Raw genomic sequence first — 17,909 nt, 5'->3', positions numbered from 1 at the left:
TCGCCGCTCCGCTGACTCCTCCCGAACCGCCTCCTCGCCCAGCGCCGCTCTCATCCGCCGGCCACGTCGTCACGTCTGGACCTGCCGCTGTCCGAATTCCCCGTGGGCATGTTTGCGGCGCACTGTGTTTCGCCGAGTCCGATCGCGCATGCCGCGGGAAGCTCACCCGGCTCTGAGGCCTGGTCGTCCAGCGTTTCCGCGGATCGGTCTGTGGCGCGCAGACTTTCCTGCCGCACGCACGGCCACATCGGGCAGGTCATGCGGTCGCCTCCGCTGCGTCAGCGACCATCTGGTGATCGGTCGCGGTGCAACGGCTTTCGTGTTGTCCGCTACCGCGCGGAGGCATCATGTCGTCACCAGCTCGCGCAGTCGGGCCAAGCGTGCTGGACCGATGCCGTCGACCTCGCCGAGTTGAGCAACATCGGTGAAACGGCCGTTGGCCGAGCGCCACGCGAGGATCGCTTTGGCGGTGACTGGGCCGACTCCAGGTAGTGCGTCCAATTCGGCTTCGGTCGCGGTGTTCAGATCGAGGCGGGATTTGGCGCCCGTACCACCCCCGGTGCTGGGACCTGCGGAATCAGAACCCACCCTGCTCGGGCCTGCACTGTTCGGCGCGGGTGGGGCGGCGCGACCGGCACCGATCATGATGCTGCCGAGGCGTGGTTGTCCGACCTGGGGGTCGGTCGCACCGACGACGACCTGATCACCGTCGGAAAGCCGTTGGGCCAGGTTCAGCCCTGCCAGATCAGCACCTTCTCGGGTCCCGCCGGCTTCTTCGAGAGCGTCGGCGATCCGAGATCCGTCCGGCAGTCGGTGCAGCCCAGCCCGCTCGACCAAACCGACCACACTGACAACAACCTCAGCACTCGTACTCGGTCCTCGGCCCGACACGGCCGCAACCGCAACGGTCGGATCGGCTTGCACCGCGATGCTCTCCGCCCGGAGTGCCGGCACCGGTGGCACCGCCCGCGCCACAGGCTGATCGCGCAGCACAATCACACCGGTCAGCACCACGGCGATGACTCCCACCAAGCCGAGAACGATCGCTCCGCGACGACCCGGATCCAGCCGTGCTTCACGAAAGCGCTCGGGCACCAGCCGGTTTCGCCCTCCCGAAGCACCGTCGTCGAGCCACACTGGTGTCGCGACCGCTCCCGGCGGCCCGGACGAGGGCGCGAGTTCGTCTTCGTCCCACTGCCCTGCATCGTCGTCGACGCGCGAATCAGCCGTCCTGGAACCCCTCCCGGACTCGCGCGGCGGTTGACTGCTCGGTCGTCCTCGCTCGCGGACCGCCAGACCACCCAGCCGCCGCCGTACCCGTTCGTGCTCCTCGTGTCGTGACATGGCAGCGACGCTATGCCGACGCCGGACCGGCGAAAACCCGCTGACCTGGGCCGGAAAGAAACCTGTGGATAACTCCGAGCCTGTGGACAACCCACCCTCGGCGGCCCTCGCGCACGGATTCCGGCCTGCCCGAGTGGATACCGTGCGCTCATGGCCGACTCGAAGTACTCAGGTACGTATGGAACTCGCACAACGATTCCGCGACTTCGCACTCCGCGAGGCGCGCGACAATTCCCCGCTCTATCACCGACGGGCCCTGGATATCAGCACGGATCCGGCGACACTGGCGCTGATCGCCGGATTGCCGACGGACAAGCAGCAACCCAACCTGATCCTGGCTGCCGCGCGAGTGAACGGTGCGATCGCGGTTCCCTACAGCGAGTTCCGCGAACAGCTGCACGAGAACTGGCCGGCGATCTCGGCCACGGCACTGACCCGGCGAACGCAGACGAACGAAGCGGGCCGGACAGCGACCTTACTGCCGGTACTGGCCCGGCTACCCGGGCCCCTGTCACTCATCGAGGTCGGCGCCTCGGCCGGACTGTGCCTGTACCCGGACCGTTTCAGCTACCGCTACGACGGAGCCGCGTTGGATCCGTCCGACGGCCCGTCGCCGGTTGTGTTGACCTGCGAGACAACCGGTCCGGTGCCGATCCCGGACCGGCTCCCCCGAGTCGTCCATCGAGCAGGAGTGGACCTGAACCCGCTCGATGCCGGCGACGAGGACGACCAGCAGTGGTTGTCTGCCCTCGTCTGGCCGGGTCAGGACGAGCGGCTGACTCGGCTGCGCGCGGCCTGTGCGATCGCCGCCGCGGATCCCGCGACCATCTCGACCGGCGACTTGAACGAGCAGGTCACCGAGCAGGTCCACGAGGCACCACGCGACAGCACGGTGGTGGTGTTCCACAGCGCCGTGCTCACCTACCTCTCACCGCGGGCGCGCGCGGACTTCCGCGCGACGGTGCAGGATCTGCCCTGCCATTGGGTTTCGCAGGAGGGCGCCGGCGTGATCGCCTCGCTGGTCGATCGGCTGCCTGCGCGCGAGTCCGAAGCGGCCCGGTTGGTCCTCGCCCTCGACGACGAGCCGTTGGCTTTCGCCGGGCCGCACGGCCAGTCGCTGGACTGGTTCGGCCCGGCGTAGCGACCTCAGAGTCGGCGCATCACCGACACGACGCGACCCAGGATGACCGCTTCGTCGCCGTCGATCACGGAGTAGGCGGGGTTGCGGGGTTCGAGGTGGACATGGCCGTTGCGGCGGCGATACACCTTGACCGTGGCCTCCTCGCCGATCATGGCGGCGACGATGTCGCCGGAGTTGGCTTCTCGCTGACTACGGACCACGACGAGATCGCCGTCGCAGATCGCGGCGTCGATCATCGAGTCACCGCGTACCCGCAGACCGAAAACCTCACCGCGGCCGACCAGTTCACGCGGCAGCGTCAGGACGTCGTCGGGGTTGTGCTCGGCCAGGATCGGGGCGCCCGCGGCGATGTCGCCCACGACGGGCACCGACACCGAGGCGTCGGAGTCGGTGGTGGGTGTGCCACGCAGGAACAGGCGCACGTCGATGGGACGAGCCATGGTGGCTGCACGGCGTAGGAAACCGTCCTCCTCCAACGCCTTCAGGTGTTGGGAGACCGTGGATGTGGAGCGCAGGCCCACCGCGTCGGCGATCTCCCGTGTGCTCGGCGCGTAGCCGTGGGCGAGCACCGAATCCCTGATCACGGCGAGGATGTGTTGCCTGCGGGGAGGCAGGTTCGCGGCGTCGAGCTGGTCGAAGTCGTCGTATCCGGTCATCGGGGAATCGTAGATCCCCACGCGATCACCACTTCAGTGCAGGTTCCTCGCGAAACAGTTCGACAACGGCAGGACGTGATATGGCGCGAACAACGGAATCCGGTGATACCCGCTGCGTTCGTAGAAACGCACCGCGTCGGGCTGCAAATGCCCGGTCTGCAGGATCATCCGGGGCCTGCCCGCCGCTCGGACAGCCGCCTCGGCCGCGTGCAGGAGCGCGGTCGCGGTTCCGGTGCCGCGATAGGCGGGGCGGACGAACATCCGCTTGAGTTCCAGATCATCGGAGTTCCACCGCAATGCGGCGTGGCCGGCTGGTTCTACCGCCGCGTAGGCGACGAAGGTTCGGTGCACGCTGGAAAGATCGACCGCATTGGGCGCGAGCCCACGCTCGGCGAGCTCGAGGTAGGCGTAGCGAGGGCCGACCTCCGCCGACATCTCCGCGCGAAGCGTCTCGGCGTCGGGATGGTCCCAGTCGACTTCGAGTACCCGCAATGGGAGGTCGGTTCGTGGAGAGGTGGTGCCAGCCATGCCACCTACGGTAGGCACCGGATCGCCGGCACCGAAGGGTTTACCCTCAGCGAGATTCTGAACCGGCACCGCTCAGACACATCCGCCCGGCAACACCGCGACGGCGACCGCGCCGACACCGAGGTGCACGCCGAGCGCGGGGCCGAACTCGGCGACATAGAGTTCCCGAACCTCCGGCAGCTGCTCACGCAGTTGCGCCGCAATGTTCTCGGCGGCCTCGGGAGCACCGAGATGCTGAATGCCAAGGGCCGCACCGTCGGACGCGGCCGCGTCCACCGCGGCGGCTACCAGCTTGGTGTAGGCGCGCGATCTGGTGCGCACCTTCTCGCGCATTTCGAGCTTGCCCTCCACCAGCTGCAGCAGCGGCTTCGTCACCAGTTCGCTGCCGAAGAACGCAGCGGCGCTGCTCAGCCTGCCGCCCTTGCGGAGTTGCTCAGTGCGGTTGACCAGGATGAATGTGCGAGAACGGGTCGCGGCCGACACCGCGCACTCGTAGACATCGTCCAGCGCCTCGCCTGCCATCGCCCTGCGCGCGGCGGCCAGCACCGGCAGACCGGTGGCAAGACCGGCACCGAGCGAATCGACCACGCGCACACGATCTTCGGCGCCCATGTCGCGCACCGCCTGACGACCCGATTCCCAGGTCGCCGACAACCGGCGCGACAGATGCACCGCGACGACCCCGTCACCATCGCTGTGGCTCAACGCGCGTTCGTAGGCTTCGCGCAGTTCTCCGGGCGAGGCGGCCGAGGTGGTGACCGAGTCCGCCGTGTAGTCGATCTCGATCGGATCGACGCCCTCCCGGATCTCCCGCTCACCGACGAGCACATGCAACGGCACCACTTCGATACCGAACTCGGCGACGAGATCAGCGGACAATCCCGCCGCCGAATCGGTGACCACCACAACGGCCACGGACTACCGGACCTCCTGCAGCGCCTTGGTCATCGCCGTCGCCACTGCCGCGTGCCCAGCCCAGCCCCAGTGGATGCCGTCCGGGTTCGCCGAGCCCGACTCGATGTCGTCACGCACGGCCTCGCCGAGGTCGACGAGCGGCACCGAGGTGCGACCGGACCACGCCTGCAAGGCCTTGACCGCCCGTGCCCTGCCTTTGTGCACCCGCCCGTAGGCGTCGCACTTGTGCACCGACGGCAGCACCGCCACGACCGGCAGCTCCGGCCGCAGATGGTTCAACGCGGTCCGCGACTGCTCCAGGTAGTCCACGCTCACCCTCGGCGGAAGGGCAACCGGGCGACCGAGTTTCGACAGCTTCGGCTGCAACCAGTTGTAAGTCGCTCGCACGCCACGGCGCAGACGCGGCGGACGGATGTAGCGGATCATCTCCCGCAGCGCGGTGGGCAGCGGAGACGGCAGGGTGTCCATGCCGCCGACGGCGAACACGACCGCCCCGGCACGCGGCACCGCGGCCCATACCCGCGGATCACCGATCAGTGCCCAGTACGCGTCGCGACAGGTCCAGCCGATCCGCGCGATGAGTTCGACATCCCAATCCAGTTCCGCGGCCACCATATTCGGCCAGATCCGCGGATCGTCGGCGGGCAGGCCGCCTTTCGGACCGTAATAGGCGAGCGAGTCCGCGATCACCAGCAGCACGGGGCGCGGTGCGGCGGAATCCACCGGCCTCGGCGAACCGGCTTCCTCGACGAGCAAAGAACCGGCGGTTGCCACCGCAACCGATTCGCCCTGCGGTGCAACCGCGTTCGTGGACGCCGCGACAACGAGATCCGCGCCTGCGGCAGGCGAAGTCGTCAGCAAGCTGTCCGCGGAGTCCAGGTCCTGGCGTGCAGCGGCGGGATCGGCCTGCGCATCAGCAGGATCGATTCCGTCGGCGGCTGGCGCGACCTCGACCGAAGCAGCTCCGGGATCGTCGACGGAGGTAGTGACCTCGGCGTCGGACCGAACCGGATCAGCCGTTTTCGGTCGGAGTGTTTGTGGCACAGCCGGATCGATCGAATCGGTGGCATCCGCGAGCGGCTCGGCGACTACCTCCGAAGCCTCAGCGGAGACGTCGCCGACGGGAGCCGAATCCGCAGCCGGATCGGCCGCGATGGCCTCCGCAGGCGACTGGTCGGTATCCGTATCTACGACAGCGGAATCCACGTCGCCGGGTCCTGCTTCCCGCACAGCGGAACCCTCGGCATCGTCACCGATCGCGGTCACCGCACTGTCGGCATCGACGCTGCCGTCCGAGCGAACCTCGACGGCCGGCTCGGAATCCGCTGCCTCCGAGCCGGACTCGACGGCTGCTGCCGCCGAGTCGACCGGCTCGGGTTCAGCGACGACCGGCGGGGGAAGCGGGCCGAACAGGGCATCGGGCAGCGATCGTTCGCTGCGCGCGGTGACCTGCTTGAAGAGTTCGTCCGGTACCGAACGGATCGGTTCCTCGCGCTCTGCGCGAGCAGGTGGCGGACCGAATAGCGCGTCCGGCAATTGCCGTCCGGCTTTGGCCGTCACCTGCTGGAACATCTCATCGGGTACCGATCGGACGGGCTCTTCATTGGACATCGGGAGCTACCTTCGCCGCTGCGTTCCAAACATCGAGGCGCCAGCCGGGTCGGTCGACATCCGGGCCGTGACTGGAAAGCTGCACCCAGCTGGTATTGGCCAGCCCGCCTAGGGCAGGCCAGTTCTCCGGTGGCAGTTCCAGCAACGCGGCCGTCAGAGCAGCGATCAGCCCGCCGTGCGCAACCAGGATGATAGTCCGACCGGGCCAATCCTGCCGCTCGTTGTACAGTTCGCGCACCACAGGCAGTGCCCGCGCACCGACCTCGAGCTTGCTCTCGCCACCGGGCGGTGTGTAGGTGGCGTCCAGACGCCACTGCACACGCGCGCCGGGGTAGTCGGCGTCGACTTCGAGGTGGGTCAGGCCTTCCCAGTCACCCAGGTTGGTCTCGCGCAGCCGCTGATCGGTGAGGACAGGCAGATCGCTGATGTCGCCGAGCGCCTGCGCGGTTTCCTTGGCGCGGCGCAGATCGGAAGCGTGGATCGCGATGGCGTTGCGTGAACCCAGTTCGCGCGCAGCCTCTTTGGCCTGTTGGCGACCGAGTTCGGTGAGATCGGTGTCGATCTGGCCCTGCATCCGGTCGGCCGCGTTCCATTCGGTCTGCCCGTGCCGCAACAGGATCAGGTTGCGCACATGGGCGTACTTACTCACTCGTTGATTCCCTCTACCTGCGCGTCGTCGTCCGCTGCCGGAGTCGGGAGTGCGGCGATGCCCTCGACGGGGACTGCCGGGCAGTCACGCCACAGGCGCTCGAGTGCGTAGAAATTGCGCTCGTCGTTGTGCTGGACGTGTACGACGATGTCGACGTAGTCGAGCAGTGCCCAGCGACCCTCACGGGTGCCTTCGCGACGGACCGGCTTGTGACCGGCTTCACGCAGCTTGTCCTCGATGTTGTCGACGATCGCGTTGACCTGGCGCTCGTTGGGCGCCGAGGCGATCACGAAGCAGTCAGTGATCACCAGCTGCTCGGAGACGTCGAGCACGACGACATCGGTGGCGAGCTTGTCGTCGGCAGCGAGTGCGGCGACCGTTGCCATCTCGATCGCTTCGGTAGAGGCACTCATACGGTCTCCTCCTGTGGGGTCAGACCCTCGCTCATGTGGCTCAACGTCAGCTACCTTCCGTTCCTGCGGGCACGTAGAGGTGCCGCTTCGATATGTACTGCACCACGCCGTCGGGGACGAGGTACCAGACCGGCCGACCATCCGCTGCGCGGCGGCGGCATTCGCTCGACGAGATGGCCAGCGCGGGGATCTCGACCATCGTCACGGCGTCGGCGGGAAGGTCCCGCAGATGCTCCTCGAGATGATCGGTGTTCAGTTCGTAACCCGGTCGGCTCACCCCGACGAACTTCGCCAGTTCGAACAGTTCGGTCCAATCCTGCCATGTCAGGATGTTGGCCAGCGCGTCCGCACCGGTGATGAAGTACAGCTCCGCGTCGGGGTGCGTGTTTTGCATCTCGCGCAGGGTGTCCACCGTGTAGGTGACCTTGTTGCGTTCGATGTCGGCCCGGCTGACGGAGAACCTCGGGTTGGACGCGGTGGCGATGACCGTCATCAGGTAGCGATCCTCGGCGGGGCTGACCTGCTTGTTGACCTTCTGCCACGGCTGACCGGTCGGGACGAAGATCACTTCGTCGAGCTCGAACCGGTTCGCGACCTCGCTCGCCGCGACCAGGTGTCCGTGGTGGATCGGGTCGAAGGTGCCGCCCATGACGCCGAGCTTGCGGCGCGGCCGAGCTGTTTCGTGCATGAGGTCTGAGCTTAATCCGGCCGACCGGACCGGGGCGGACCGGACTACTCCGGGCCGTCACGGCGCTCGCGAGGTCGGGTCGCCTGCGCGCACATCTGGGCGAACTGGGCGCGGGTGTGTTTCAGCTCTTCGACGAGGTGCGCGGCCGGATCGGCGGCTACCCGGCGATTCAGTTCGGTCAGCAATACATCGATCGTCACCCACCACGGCCCACGCACGCGCCCCTGGGGCCCGCGCAGTTGCAGCCAGGCGGCGGCGCGCAGGCAGCGGGCCCTCGGCACGATCTTGTCCTGTTCACCCCACAGCCCCGCGGCGCGCAGGTAGCCCCCGAGTGCCTCGGACTCCTGCCCACAGCACTCACGGGCGACCGCGGCCGACCACACCAGATCGGCATGACGGCGGCGCTGCGCGGGCGAACCGGCGATCAGCCGGGCCGCCTCGGCGAACTGCCACGCGGCCTGGCGGTAGCGGCCGAGGTGATTCAGTGATTCGGCGAACTGGGCGCGGACCCGCGCGAGCTCAGCGGGTGGGTAGCCGACCGTTCCGGTCAGCAGCGGACGGTCGAAGGCGACCACCGCCTCGCCGTGCCTGCCCGCCCGATGCCAGGCGCGCCCGGCGACCAGCCACAGATGGACAGCATCGGCCTGCGAGATCGGCTGCCAGCTGGCGGCGGCCGACGCGGCGGCACGAGCCATCTCGCGGTCGCGCCCCGGCTGGGCGGCGACGGCGGTGACCAGCTGGGTGCGCATCGCGGCGAGTTCTCGACCGCCCAGTTCACCGGCGCCGACGACGAGCGCCCTTCGCAGCTGTTCCTCCGCCGCGGCCGGGGCATCTACAAGGCGTGCCGCGGCGATTCCGGCCAGCCGCCGCGCGGCCCGTGCCCCCGAACCGGGCGCGGGGCGTCGGAGGGCGTCTTCCGCGGCGGCTGCGCCCCACGCTGCGACAGCATCGCTCGTCAGCCCCGGCGCGCGTTGTCGTCCCAGGTCTCCGGCCACAGCTGCATCCGGCGCTGCGATGGTTCGACGTCCTGGATCTTCCGCCGAGTCGGCAGGACCGCCGATGATGATGGGTTCGTCCCGAGAGCGATCGGTCTCGTTCGTGAGCGGGTCGGTCACCGAGCGAACCACGCCCAGCCGGTGAGGGAATGACCCGATCGCACCTTCCCTACGTCCGATATCCGTCGATCGGATCGCTCGTCGTCGCGCGACGCCCCTGCCAGCATGGGCGTGATCTTCGTTGTGGTGCCATGTGAGGCGCTTAACGTCGGCTGAAAAGCTCAGGCAGTGGGGCGCTTCGCTTTCGGGAGTTTGGCGACGACCGCGTCGTAGGAGGCATCGATCAGCTCGCGCAGTTCGTCGTCGGGGACCGCGCCGCCGACGCGAATGCTGTTCCAGCCGTAGCGGCCGATGTAGGCCGACGCGGTGACATCGGCGGGGTAGATGCTGACCAACTCGTCGGCTTCGGTGCGGTCGCGGCCGCATTTGAGGCCGATCGACGTGCCCGCACCGAGGAACGCGAACACTTTGTCGCCGACCTTGGCGACGGTGTCGCCCTCCCATGGCTCGTCTTCCCAGGCACCCGGTTTCGCCAGGCAGTAGGCCAAGACGTCAACACTCATCGCCAGCTCCTTCAGACGGGCAACAACCTGGAGACCACCTCGGTCAGCTGCCGAGCTGATCGACATTCGTGCATCTCGATCACCGAACCGTAGTCGCGAGCCGCCGAATCGCCTGTCCCCCAGAGATTCTTGGGTTCGGGATTGAGCCAGTGCGCGTGCCGGGCGGTACCGACCAGTTCGCGCAGCGTGTCCAGTTGCGGGTTGCGATAGTTGGTGCGGCCGTCGCCGAGGACCAGCAGCGAGCTACGGCTGGTGACGGCTTCGCCGAAGTTCTCGGCGAAACTGGTCAGCGCGTAGCCGTAATCGGAATGCCCGTCGGCGTCGATGATGCGCGACTCGGTGAAGATCCGGGTCATCACATCGTCGAGGCCGGCGTACGGCTCGAAGAAACCGGTGACCTCGTCGGTGCGGTCGACGAAGGCGAAGATCCGCACCCGCGAGAACTGCTCACGTAACGCGCTCACCAGCAGCAGCGTGAAGTTACTGAACCCGGCCACCGAGCCCGAGATATCGCACAGCAGCACCAGTTCCGGTCGGCCGGGGCGAGGTTTACGGTTCACCAGGTCGATCGGCACCCCACCGGTCGACATCGACGCGCGCAGGGTTTTGCGCAGATCGATCTCGCCGCGCCTGGCCCGTTTGCGCCGCACCGCCAGTCGGGAGGCCAGGATCCGAGCCAAACGCTGAGTGCCGCGCCGCAATTCGGTGAGCTCGCGTTCGGAAGCACGGAGGAAGTCGGCGTCCTCGGCCTGGCGGGCGACGCCATAGGTCGCGACGCGTTCGCGCCCGATCTGCTCGGCCACCCGCCGGTTGGTCTCGGCTTCCACGCTGGCCCGGAACCCCGCGATGCGTTCCCTGGCGACGCGACGGGCGACCTCGGTGTCTCGCTCACTCGCATCCGGCGGCAGGCCGAGACCCGCGAGTATCTTGGCGAGCAAGGACTGGGGCGCAACGTCTTTGAGCGCCTGGTACGCGGAGAACGACGGCCCGCGCGCCGACTGGTATTGCCCGAGTTGCTCGACTATCTGCCCGGCGAGCAATTGCTGTTGGGGGCCGCTGTCCTCGGCGGCGAGCAACTCGGCCAGTTGCTCGCGTAGCGCGGCGAGGTCGACCTGCCCGTCGGGGGTGCGCGGCAGGTCTGGAGCCTCGCCGGTGCGATCACCGACGGCAACGGGGAACCACAGGTCGAACAGCCCGTCGAAGGTGGCGCGATGGGTGGGTCTGCGCAGCAGCGCGCAGGCCAGCCCCTCGCGCACGGCCTCACGATCGAGCAGGTCCAATACGGTCAACACCCGGCCGGCGTCGACGGTTTCCGACGGGCCGACCGGCACGCCACGGGCCCGGAGCGCACCGACGAAACCGGCGACGTGGCCGCCGATTCCGTGTGGTGCCGGTGCGGTCATGATCAGGCCAGTTTCAGCTCGGCCAGCGCGCGCTGGTGATCGCTGCGGTGTTTGAGCACCACGCCGAGCGTGGCGCGCACGGTCGCGTCGTCGAGATCGGCGGCGCCGAGGGCGAGCAAGGTGTTGCCCCAGTCGATCGTTTCGGCCACCGAGGGCAGCTTCTTGAGTTGCATGCCGCGCAGCACGTGCACGACCCGCACCAGTTGCTCGGCCACGGTGTTCGGGAGTTCCGGTACGCGGCTGGCCAGGATTCGACGCTCGAGGTCTTCGTCGGGGAAGTCCAGGTGCAGGTACAGGCAGCGGCGTTTGAGCGCCTCCGACAGTTCCCTGGTGGCGTTCGAGGTGAGCACCACGAACGGCTTGCGGGTGGCGGTGATGGTGCCCAGTTCGGGCACGGTCACCGCGAAATCGCTGAGCACCTCGAGCAGCAGACCCTCGATCTCGACATCGGCCTTGTCGGTCTCATCGATCAGCAGCACCGTCGGCTCGGTACGGCGGATGGCGGTGAGCAACGGGCGCGAGAGCAGGAATTCCTCGGTGAAGACGTCGGCTTTGGTTTCGGCCCAATCGTTTTCACTCGACGCCTGAATTCGCAAGATCTGCTTGGCGTGGTTCCACTCGTAGAGCGCGCGGGCTTCGTCGACGCCTTCGTAACACTGCAGGCGAACCAGTTCGGCGTCGGCGACCTGGGCCACCGCTCGCGACAGTTCGGTCTTGCCGACACCGGCCGGGCCTTCGATGAGCAGCGGCTTACCCAGCCGATCGGCGAGGAAGACCGACGTGGCCGTTGCCTTGTCGGCCAGGTAGCCGGTGGTCGCGAGCCGGTCGATGACATCGTCGACCGAGGTGAAGATCGGATCCTGTACGAGAGTCATGATCACACCGGCCGAGTCTGGCCGTCGCCCCACACGATCCACTTCGTGGAGGTGAGTTCGGGCAGTGCCATCGGGCCGCGGGCATGCAGCTTCTGGGTGGAGATGCCGATCTCGGCGCCGAAGCCGAACTGCTCGCCGTCGGTGAACGCGGTGGACGCGTTCACCATCACCGCGGCGGCGTCCACGCGAGCGGTGAACTCGCGAGCGGCGGCCAGGTCGGCGGTGACGATGGCCTCGGTGTGGCCGGTCCCCCAGGTGTTGATGTGCTCGACGGCGGCATCGAGGTCGTCGACGACCTTCAGCGCGATATCCATGGTGAGGTACTCCTCACCCCAGTCGGCATCGGTGGCCGGGACCTGACCGGGCAGATCACCGTGGATGGTGACGCCCGCGTCGTCGAGTGCCTTGCTGAGGCGGGGCAGCGCGGTCTCGGCGACGGCGGCGTCGATGAGTACGGTCTCGGCGGCATTGCAGACGCTGGGACGGCGGGTCTTGGCATTGAGCACGATGGCCTCGGCCATGTCCAGGTCGGCGGCAGCATGCACGTAGACGTGGCAGTTGCCGGTGCCGGTCTCGATGGTGGGCACCTGCGCGTCGCGGACGACGGCGTTGATCAGGCCGGCACCGCCGCGCGGGATCACCACGTCGACGAGGCCGCGGGCCTGGATCAGGTGGGTGACGCTGGAGCGGTCGTTGCTGGGCAGCAGCTGCACGGCGTCGGCCGGGACGCCCTGGACGACAAGGGCTTCGCGCAATACCTCGACCAGCGCCGCGTTGGAGTTCGCGGCCGAGGACGACCCACGCAGCAGCGCCGCGTTGCCCGACTTGAGGGCGAGGCCGAAGGCGTCGACGGTGACATTGGGCCGTGCCTCGTAGACCATGCCGACCACGCCGAGCGGAACACGGGTCTGGCGGATCTCGAGGCCGTTGGGCAGGGTGGAGCCGCGCACGATGACGCCGACCGGATCGGGCAGCGTGGCGACCTGACGCAGACCCGAGGCGATGCCGTCGATGCGGGCTTCGGTGAGCCGCAGCCGGTCGAGCAGATTCTCCTCGGTACCGGCGGCTTGCGCGGTCGCGATGTCGGCGGCATTGGCCGCGAGCACGCGATCGGCGGCGGCGAGCAGGGCGTCGGCCGCCGCGTGCAGTGCGTCGTTCTTCTGCGCCGTGGTCAGCTGAGCCAGCACACGGGACGCGACGCGAGCCCTGCGGGCGGCGTCGTGCACCGCTGCGCGGATGTCCAGCTCGGGGGTCACTTCTACCGTCATGGGTATCAGCGTACGCAGTCCGCCGCGCGCACTCGACGCCGCCCGCCGCGCGGAATACGGCTCCGACCGGCGGCGGGACCGAGTTATCCACAGGTTCGGCGGAGCTGTCGGCGCCGATATCCATACCGCCGCCCCGCAGGTCGGGTGGCGCCGTCACGGCTAGATTCAGCGCTATGGATCGCACAGATTCGCCGACCGTCGTCGTGCTGGGCAGCGTCAACATGGACCTGGTCACGACTGTCTCGCGCAGGCCCGCACCGGGCGAGACGGTGCTCGGGACCGAGTTCGCGACGGTGCCCGGCGGGAAGGGTGCGAATCAGGCGATCGCGGCGGCACGGTCCGGGGCGCGGGTGCGGTTTCTCGGTGCGATCGGCGATGACGCGTTCGGGGCGGAACTGACGATGACGCTGTCGGACGCGGGCATCGATACCTCCCTTGTTCGCAGGGTCGACGGTGCCAGCGGGATCGCCTCGATCATCGTCGACGACACCGGCGAGAACAGCATCATCGTGGTGGCGGGAGCCAACGGCCGGGTGACCGATCCAACGGCCGCCGAACTCGCGGCGATCGCGGCGGCCGACATCCTGTTGTGCCAGTTGGAGATTCCGATCGACACCGTGCTCGCCGCCGCTCGACATGCTCGCGCGTCGGGCACGGTCGTCGCCCTGAATCCCTCGCCGGTTCAGCCGTTGCCCACCGAACTGTGGACTGCCGTCGACCTCGCGATCGTGAATTCCCTAGAGTACGAACAGTATTCGGCTGAGCTGGCCCAGGTCGCGCACGTGGTGCGCACGCTCGGCGGTGACGGGGCGGTGTATCGCGGCGAGGACGGGACCGAGCTCTCCGTCACGGGACTCGCCGTCGATGTAGTCGACACGACGGGCGCCGGTGACGCGTTCACCGGCGGACTGGCCGCTACCTGGAACCAGGGCCCGACTACCGCACTGAACTGGGCGAACACCACCGGCGCACTGGCGACCACCCGCCTCGGAGCCAGCTCGTCGATCCCCGATCGCGAAGAAATTACGGCAGCGCTACACGGCGAGTGACCGAGGAAGCCCACAGAGTCAAGCAGCACCATTCCGCAGTCGCCGACGCCGCGCCGACACGCTGGAAACGGTGCGGCCCAGCAGCTCAGCGGCTTCCGCCGACCCGAACTCCAAGACGACGCCGTCGTCTGCTGCTGTCCACGGCTTCCGCAGGGCGCCATAACGCCCTGCTTTCTCTGGTGGCGGGGTCCAACGAGCAACGCGAGCCGCGATGGTGTGCTTCCGGTCGACTCCTATGACATCAGGCGAGTACCACGCCCAAGCCGCGAACCGGGCGGCAGCGTGATTGAGCACCATCACGCTGGCGACACCATCGCGACGAGTCGATTGTGCGGCCCGTCATACCGAATTCCCCGATCGCTTCGTCACTCCCCGCGAAACCAGATGTGGCCATCCTGCCAGCCCCGTGCACGCCCCCTGTCTGTGTTGCCGATCGAACCTGTCGGAGGGGTGCGGCACGATAGGCGCATGACCTCACCCGCAGGCAACGATGTGCTCGACCTGACGGCTCCTGACCTGCGCGAACGAGCCGAGGAGCTGCTCCGTGAGCTCGCCGGGCCCGACGCGCGGTTGCGGGAGGATCAGTGGATCGCGATCGAAGCGCTGGTGGTGCAGCGCAGGCGGGCGCTGGTGGTGCAGCGGACCGGGTGGGGAAAGTCGGCGGTGTATTTCATCGCGGCCAAGCTCTTGCGGGGGGCGGGGCGGGGGCCGACGGTGATCGTGTCGCCGCTGCTGGCGTTGATGCGCAACCAGGTGGCGGCCGCCGAGCGGGCCGGGGTGGTGGCGGCCACGATCAACTCGGGCAATGTCACCGAGTGGGACGAGATCCATCAGCGCGTGGCCGACGGCGAGGTCGATGTGCTGTTGGTGAGTCCGGAACGGTTGAACAATCCCGACTTTCGCGATCAGGTGCTGCCGCGTCTGGCCGCCGACGCCGGGCTGGTCGTCATCGACGAGGCGCACTGTGTGTCGGACTGGGGGCACGACTTCCGGCCCGATTACCGCCGCATTCGCACGCTGATCGCCGACCTGGGATCCGATGTGCCGGTGCTGGCGACTACCGCGACCGCCAACGACCGGGTGGTCACCGATGTGGCCGGACAGATCGGCACCGACACGCTGGTGTTGCGCGGCACGCTGGATCGCGAGTCGCTGCACCTGTCGGTGGTGCGGTTCGACGACGCGGTGCAGCGCACGGCGTGGCTGGGTGAACAGCTCACCCGGATGCCGGGTTCGGGCATCATCTACTGCCTCACCGTCGCCGCGGCCAACGATCTGGCCGACCTGCTGAATTCACACGGCCACACCGTCGCCGCCTACACCGGCCAGACCGACCCCGCCGAACGTGAGCTGCTCGAAGCCGCGCTGCTGAACAACGAGGTCAAAGCATTGATCGCGACGTCGGCGCTCGGGATGGGCTTCGACAAGCCCGATCTCGGTTTCGTCGTTCATGTCGGGGCCCCGTCCTCGCCGATCGCCTACTACCAGCAGGTCGGTCGTGCGGGCCGCGGCACCGAGCGGGCCGAGGTCGTCCTGCTGCCCGGCCCCGAGGACGCGCGGATCTGGAGCTACTTCGCGTCCGTGGCCTTCCCGCGTGAGCACATCGTGCGTTCGGTGCTCGCCGCGCTGGACACCGACAGGGCGATGTCGACGGTGGCGCTCGAACCGCTCGTCGAGCTGAACCGATCGCGGCTCGAGATGGTGCTCAAGGTGCTCGATGTCGACGGTGCCGTGCGTCGGGTGCGCGGTGGGTGGCTCTCGACCGGCCAGGACTGGACCTACGACACCGAGCGCTACGAGGGCTTGGCCGCGGCACGCGACGCCGAACAACAGGCGATGATCGACTACCAGTCGACGTCTACCTGCCGGATGACCTTCCTGCGCCGTCAACTCGACGACCCCGGCCTCGCCGGGCTGGCGACAGCGGAACTCGATTGCGGCCGCTGCGACAACTGCACCGGCACACGCGCCGACACCACCGTCGACGACGCCGCGATCGCCGCCACCCGAGCCCGCCTCGACCGACCCGGCCTCGACCTCGCACCCCGCAAGCAGTGGCCGAGCGGCATGGCGAAATTGGGAATCCCGTTGTCGGGCAAGATCTCCGGCGGCGCCGAAACCGGCCGGGTACTCGGCCGACTCACCGACCTCGGCTGGGGCATGCGTTTACGAGCCCTGCTCGACGCCCCCGACGCACCGGTCCCCGACGCGGTCTTCGACGCCTGCATCGCCGTGCTCCGCGACTGGACCTGGACCACCCGTCCCACCTCGGTGCTGGCCCTGGAATCCCCCCGCCACCCCCAGCTCACCACCAGCCTTGCCGCGCGTCTGGCCCAGATCGGCAAACTCGACGATCTCGGCACCCTGCACACCAGACCTGATCGGCCGCCGGTCTCCGCGGCGAACTCCGCCCATCGAGTAGCCGGGCTGTTCGACTCGTGGGAGGTCCCCGACCTCTCCGGGGTCGACGGGCCGATCCTGCTCGTGGACACCCTTACCGAGACCGGCTGGACCATGACCGTCGCCGCCCACGCCCTACGCACCAGCGGCGCCGACGCGGTCCTCCCCTTCGCCCTGGCGACCCCTACCTGACCCACCCACAGGCCAAAAGTCCAACACGCCGCCCAGATTGTGTGCGCCCACCATCTCCGGTGCTTGAATGCGCCTATGACCAGGACCACATTTGCTCGAACCCTGATGGCCGTTGCCGCGGGCTGTGCGGCCGGATTCACCCTCTTGACCGTTCCCGCCCAGGCGTCGAACGAGAACCCCCTCGACTGCGCCGGCGTCCCCGGCGCCCAGGCTGCCGCCGACCGCGAGAGCGCCATCCGCGGCATCGCCATCACGCCGTTGTGCTTCAGTGGCGGCCTCTACAGCGGCGTGCACGCCGGCATCCCGCTGGCCGTGCTCAATCCGCTGACCATGCCCGGTACCGCGAGCGTGTGCATCGCGGAACGCGAAACCGTCGAGGCGGCAGCCAGATTCGAATGGACCGACCGAGTTCATGTGATGCCGATGTGCATCCAGAACCGGGCGTTCGGGGTCTACGAGCTGTAGTTCGGCCCCGAAGTAGCAGTCCGCGCGGAGCTGATCCGTGCGGACTTTTTTTTACCCCTTGATCTATACGTATACATCTACTTATAGTGAGTCAGGCGGAACACACGTACTAACCGACACAGACCCACTGCGACGGCCCGCAACGAGGGGCACGCCGCTCGTACATCCATGCCCATATGCGCACTATCTTATCGAAATCGGAGCGATCGATGACCACCGAACCCCATCCCACACACGACACCGACCTGGCTGTCGTCGACACAACAAAGCCGAACACCACCGACCAGGACACCGACGGGTTCGCCCCGATCATCGTCAAGGTCGGCCCCGGCGGCGGCCGCACCCAGCGCTTCGCCGGCCGACAGGTCGGCGAATCACGTCAGGTGACCCGCAAGGCCATCGACACCGTCCGGGTCTACCTCACCCGCAAGGGCAACTACCTGGTGCACAAGCAGACCTCCGCGTGGTCGGACTACAACGAGCTCGGCGACTGGACCCAGGACTGGAAGAACTGGCGCTCGATCCTCGGCAAGGGCGAGCAGAGCTGGGGCGACTACACCACCGAGGTCGTCGATTCGCTCGACGCACTGCGTCCACTGGTCTCGCCGAAGGTCCACCTGATGATCGTCGACCGCGTCCAGCACCCGCTGAACCACGACCTCGACGTCTGACCAGCAGGCCAGGAAAGGACCTA

General features: G+C 68.0%; 19 protein-coding genes. 6 read left to right on the top strand and 13 right to left on the bottom strand.

What is annotated here, in order from left to right; translation table 11 throughout:
* Positions 1–345 precede the first annotated feature (345 nt).
* The gene (locus tag NS1_RS15545; RefSeq protein WP_084503749.1) at positions 346–1,344 is read right to left on the bottom strand and encodes a ComEA family DNA-binding protein; all 999 of its coding nucleotides are present in this window, start codon (positions 1,342–1,344) and stop codon (positions 346–348) included.
* 178 nt (positions 1,345–1,522) lie between these two features.
* On the opposite strand from NS1_RS15545, the gene NS1_RS15540 reads away from it, so the two are divergent.
* Positions 1,523–2,485, top strand: a complete 963-nt coding sequence (locus NS1_RS15540) for a DUF2332 domain-containing protein (RefSeq protein WP_062985293.1) — start codon at positions 1,523–1,525, stop codon at positions 2,483–2,485.
* A gap of 5 nt (positions 2,486–2,490) precedes the next feature.
* On the opposite strand, the gene lexA is transcribed toward NS1_RS15540, so the two are convergent.
* The 12 genes from lexA to NS1_RS15480 all read right to left on the bottom strand — a co-directional run bounded on the left by lexA (position 2,491) and on the right by NS1_RS15480 (position 13,109).
* Positions 2,491–3,141 (bottom strand): transcriptional repressor LexA, encoded by a 651-nt coding sequence (gene lexA / locus NS1_RS15535; protein ID WP_062985361.1) that lies wholly within the window; start codon positions 3,139–3,141, stop codon positions 2,491–2,493.
* A 33-nt stretch (positions 3,142–3,174) separates the two neighbouring features.
* Entirely contained in the window at positions 3,175–3,669 is a 495-nt protein-coding gene (locus NS1_RS15530; protein ID WP_062985291.1) for a GNAT family N-acetyltransferase, read from the bottom strand.
* A gap of 72 nt (positions 3,670–3,741) precedes the next feature.
* Entirely contained in the window at positions 3,742–4,584 is an 843-nt protein-coding gene (locus NS1_RS15525; RefSeq protein ID WP_062985289.1) for a DegV family protein, read from the bottom strand.
* A 3-nt stretch (positions 4,585–4,587) separates the two neighbouring features.
* Positions 4,588–6,195 (bottom strand): diglucosylglycerate octanoyltransferase, encoded by a 1,608-nt coding sequence (gene octT / locus NS1_RS41650; RefSeq protein ID WP_255284542.1) that lies wholly within the window; start codon positions 6,193–6,195, stop codon positions 4,588–4,590.
* Positions 6,185–6,844 carry a histidine phosphatase family protein gene (locus tag NS1_RS15515; RefSeq protein ID WP_056821470.1) on the bottom strand — a complete coding sequence of 220 codons (660 nt, stop codon included), beginning with the start codon at positions 6,842–6,844 and terminating at the stop codon, positions 6,185–6,187. Before NS1_RS15515 ends, octT begins: the two co-directional genes overlap by 11 nt.
* On the bottom strand, positions 6,841–7,257 hold the full coding sequence (rsfS, locus tag NS1_RS15510) for a ribosome silencing factor (RefSeq protein WP_056821472.1): 417 nt from the start codon (positions 7,255–7,257) through the stop codon (positions 6,841–6,843). The genes NS1_RS15515 and rsfS overlap by 4 nt, the downstream gene beginning before the upstream one ends.
* 46 nt (positions 7,258–7,303) lie before the next feature.
* Positions 7,304–7,945 (bottom strand): nicotinate-nucleotide adenylyltransferase, encoded by a 642-nt coding sequence (nadD, locus tag NS1_RS15505; protein ID WP_056821473.1) that lies wholly within the window; start codon positions 7,943–7,945, stop codon positions 7,304–7,306.
* 44 nt (positions 7,946–7,989) lie between these two features.
* The gene (locus tag NS1_RS15500) at positions 7,990–8,940 is read right to left on the bottom strand and encodes a hypothetical protein (RefSeq protein ID WP_157125222.1); all 951 of its coding nucleotides are present in this window, start codon (positions 8,938–8,940) and stop codon (positions 7,990–7,992) included.
* Positions 8,941–9,221: 281 nt separating this feature from the next.
* Positions 9,222–9,563 carry an MmcQ/YjbR family DNA-binding protein gene (locus NS1_RS15495; protein WP_062985285.1) on the bottom strand — a complete coding sequence of 114 codons (342 nt, stop codon included), beginning with the start codon at positions 9,561–9,563 and terminating at the stop codon, positions 9,222–9,224.
* 11 nt (positions 9,564–9,574) lie between these two features.
* On the bottom strand, positions 9,575–10,966 hold the full coding sequence (locus tag NS1_RS15490; RefSeq protein ID WP_056821477.1) for a vWA domain-containing protein: 1,392 nt from the start codon (positions 10,964–10,966) through the stop codon (positions 9,575–9,577).
* 2 nt (positions 10,967–10,968) lie between these two features.
* The gene (locus NS1_RS15485; RefSeq protein WP_056821846.1) at positions 10,969–11,841 is read right to left on the bottom strand and encodes an AAA family ATPase; all 873 of its coding nucleotides are present in this window, start codon (positions 11,839–11,841) and stop codon (positions 10,969–10,971) included.
* Between the two features lie 2 nt (positions 11,842–11,843).
* Entirely contained in the window at positions 11,844–13,109 is a 1,266-nt protein-coding gene (locus NS1_RS15480; RefSeq protein ID WP_062985283.1) for a glutamate-5-semialdehyde dehydrogenase, read from the bottom strand.
* Here NS1_RS15480 and NS1_RS40045 point away from each other — a divergent pair.
* The 5 genes from NS1_RS40045 (at position 13,108) to NS1_RS15460 (ending at position 17,886) form a co-directional block, all read left to right on the top strand.
* Positions 13,108–13,272: a hypothetical protein gene (locus tag NS1_RS40045; RefSeq protein ID WP_157125221.1), complete on the top strand. Its 165-nt coding sequence runs from the start codon at positions 13,108–13,110 to the stop codon at positions 13,270–13,272. The genes NS1_RS15480 and NS1_RS40045 overlap by 2 nt on opposite strands.
* A gap of 10 nt (positions 13,273–13,282) precedes the next feature.
* Positions 13,283–14,158 (top strand): ribokinase, encoded by an 876-nt coding sequence (locus tag NS1_RS15475; protein WP_062985281.1) that lies wholly within the window; start codon positions 13,283–13,285, stop codon positions 14,156–14,158.
* 468 nt (positions 14,159–14,626) lie between these two features.
* A complete protein-coding gene (locus NS1_RS15470) occupies positions 14,627–16,750 on the top strand; it encodes a RecQ family ATP-dependent DNA helicase (protein ID WP_062985279.1) in 2,124 nt (707 codons plus the stop codon).
* Positions 16,751–16,825: 75 nt separating this feature from the next.
* Positions 16,826–17,215: a hypothetical protein gene (locus NS1_RS15465; protein ID WP_245661366.1), complete on the top strand. Its 390-nt coding sequence runs from the start codon at positions 16,826–16,828 to the stop codon at positions 17,213–17,215.
* Between the two features lie 209 nt (positions 17,216–17,424).
* On the top strand, positions 17,425–17,886 hold the full coding sequence (locus NS1_RS15460; protein ID WP_062985275.1) for an EXLDI protein: 462 nt from the start codon (positions 17,425–17,427) through the stop codon (positions 17,884–17,886).
* Positions 17,887–17,909 lie beyond the last annotated feature (23 nt).

Origin of the sequence: Nocardia salmonicida NBRC 13393 (assembly GCF_001613085.1) — a bacterium.
In the GTDB taxonomy this organism is placed as follows: Bacteria; Actinomycetota; Actinomycetes; order Mycobacteriales; family Mycobacteriaceae; genus Nocardia; species Nocardia salmonicida.
The sequence above is the reverse complement of the archived record's forward strand: the minus strand, read 5'-3'. Positions and strand labels throughout refer to the sequence as shown.

Coding starts and splice junctions, on each gene's coding strand:
- NS1_RS15545 (WP_084503749.1), bottom strand. CDS start 1,344: ATGTCACGACACGAGGAGCACGAACGGGTACGGCGGCGGCTGGGTGGT.
- NS1_RS15540 (WP_062985293.1), top strand. CDS start 1,523: ATGGAACTCGCACAACGATTCCGCGACTTCGCACTCCGCGAGGCGCGC.
- lexA (WP_062985361.1), bottom strand. CDS start 3,141: ATGACCGGATACGACGACTTCGACCAGCTCGACGCCGCGAACCTGCCT.
- NS1_RS15530 (WP_062985291.1), bottom strand. CDS start 3,669: ATGGCTGGCACCACCTCTCCACGAACCGACCTCCCATTGCGGGTACTC.
- octT (WP_255284542.1), bottom strand. CDS start 6,195: ATGTCCAATGAAGAGCCCGTCCGATCGGTACCCGATGAGATGTTCCAG.
- rsfS (WP_056821472.1), bottom strand. CDS start 7,257: ATGAGTGCCTCTACCGAAGCGATCGAGATGGCAACGGTCGCCGCACTC.
- nadD (WP_056821473.1), bottom strand. CDS start 7,945: ATGCACGAAACAGCTCGGCCGCGCCGCAAGCTCGGCGTCATGGGCGGC.
- NS1_RS15495 (WP_062985285.1), bottom strand. CDS start 9,563: ATGAGTGTTGACGTCTTGGCCTACTGCCTGGCGAAACCGGGTGCCTGG.
- NS1_RS15490 (WP_056821477.1), bottom strand. CDS start 10,966: ATGACCGCACCGGCACCACACGGAATCGGCGGCCACGTCGCCGGTTTC.
- NS1_RS15485 (WP_056821846.1), bottom strand. CDS start 11,841: ATGACTCTCGTACAGGATCCGATCTTCACCTCGGTCGACGATGTCATC.
- NS1_RS40045 (WP_157125221.1), top strand. CDS start 13,108: ATGGGTATCAGCGTACGCAGTCCGCCGCGCGCACTCGACGCCGCCCGC.
- NS1_RS15480 (WP_062985283.1), bottom strand. CDS start 13,109: ATGACGGTAGAAGTGACCCCCGAGCTGGACATCCGCGCAGCGGTGCAC.
- NS1_RS15475 (WP_062985281.1), top strand. CDS start 13,283: ATGGATCGCACAGATTCGCCGACCGTCGTCGTGCTGGGCAGCGTCAAC.
- NS1_RS15470 (WP_062985279.1), top strand. CDS start 14,627: ATGACCTCACCCGCAGGCAACGATGTGCTCGACCTGACGGCTCCTGAC.
- NS1_RS15465 (WP_245661366.1), top strand. CDS start 16,826: ATGACCAGGACCACATTTGCTCGAACCCTGATGGCCGTTGCCGCGGGC.
- NS1_RS15460 (WP_062985275.1), top strand. CDS start 17,425: ATGACCACCGAACCCCATCCCACACACGACACCGACCTGGCTGTCGTC.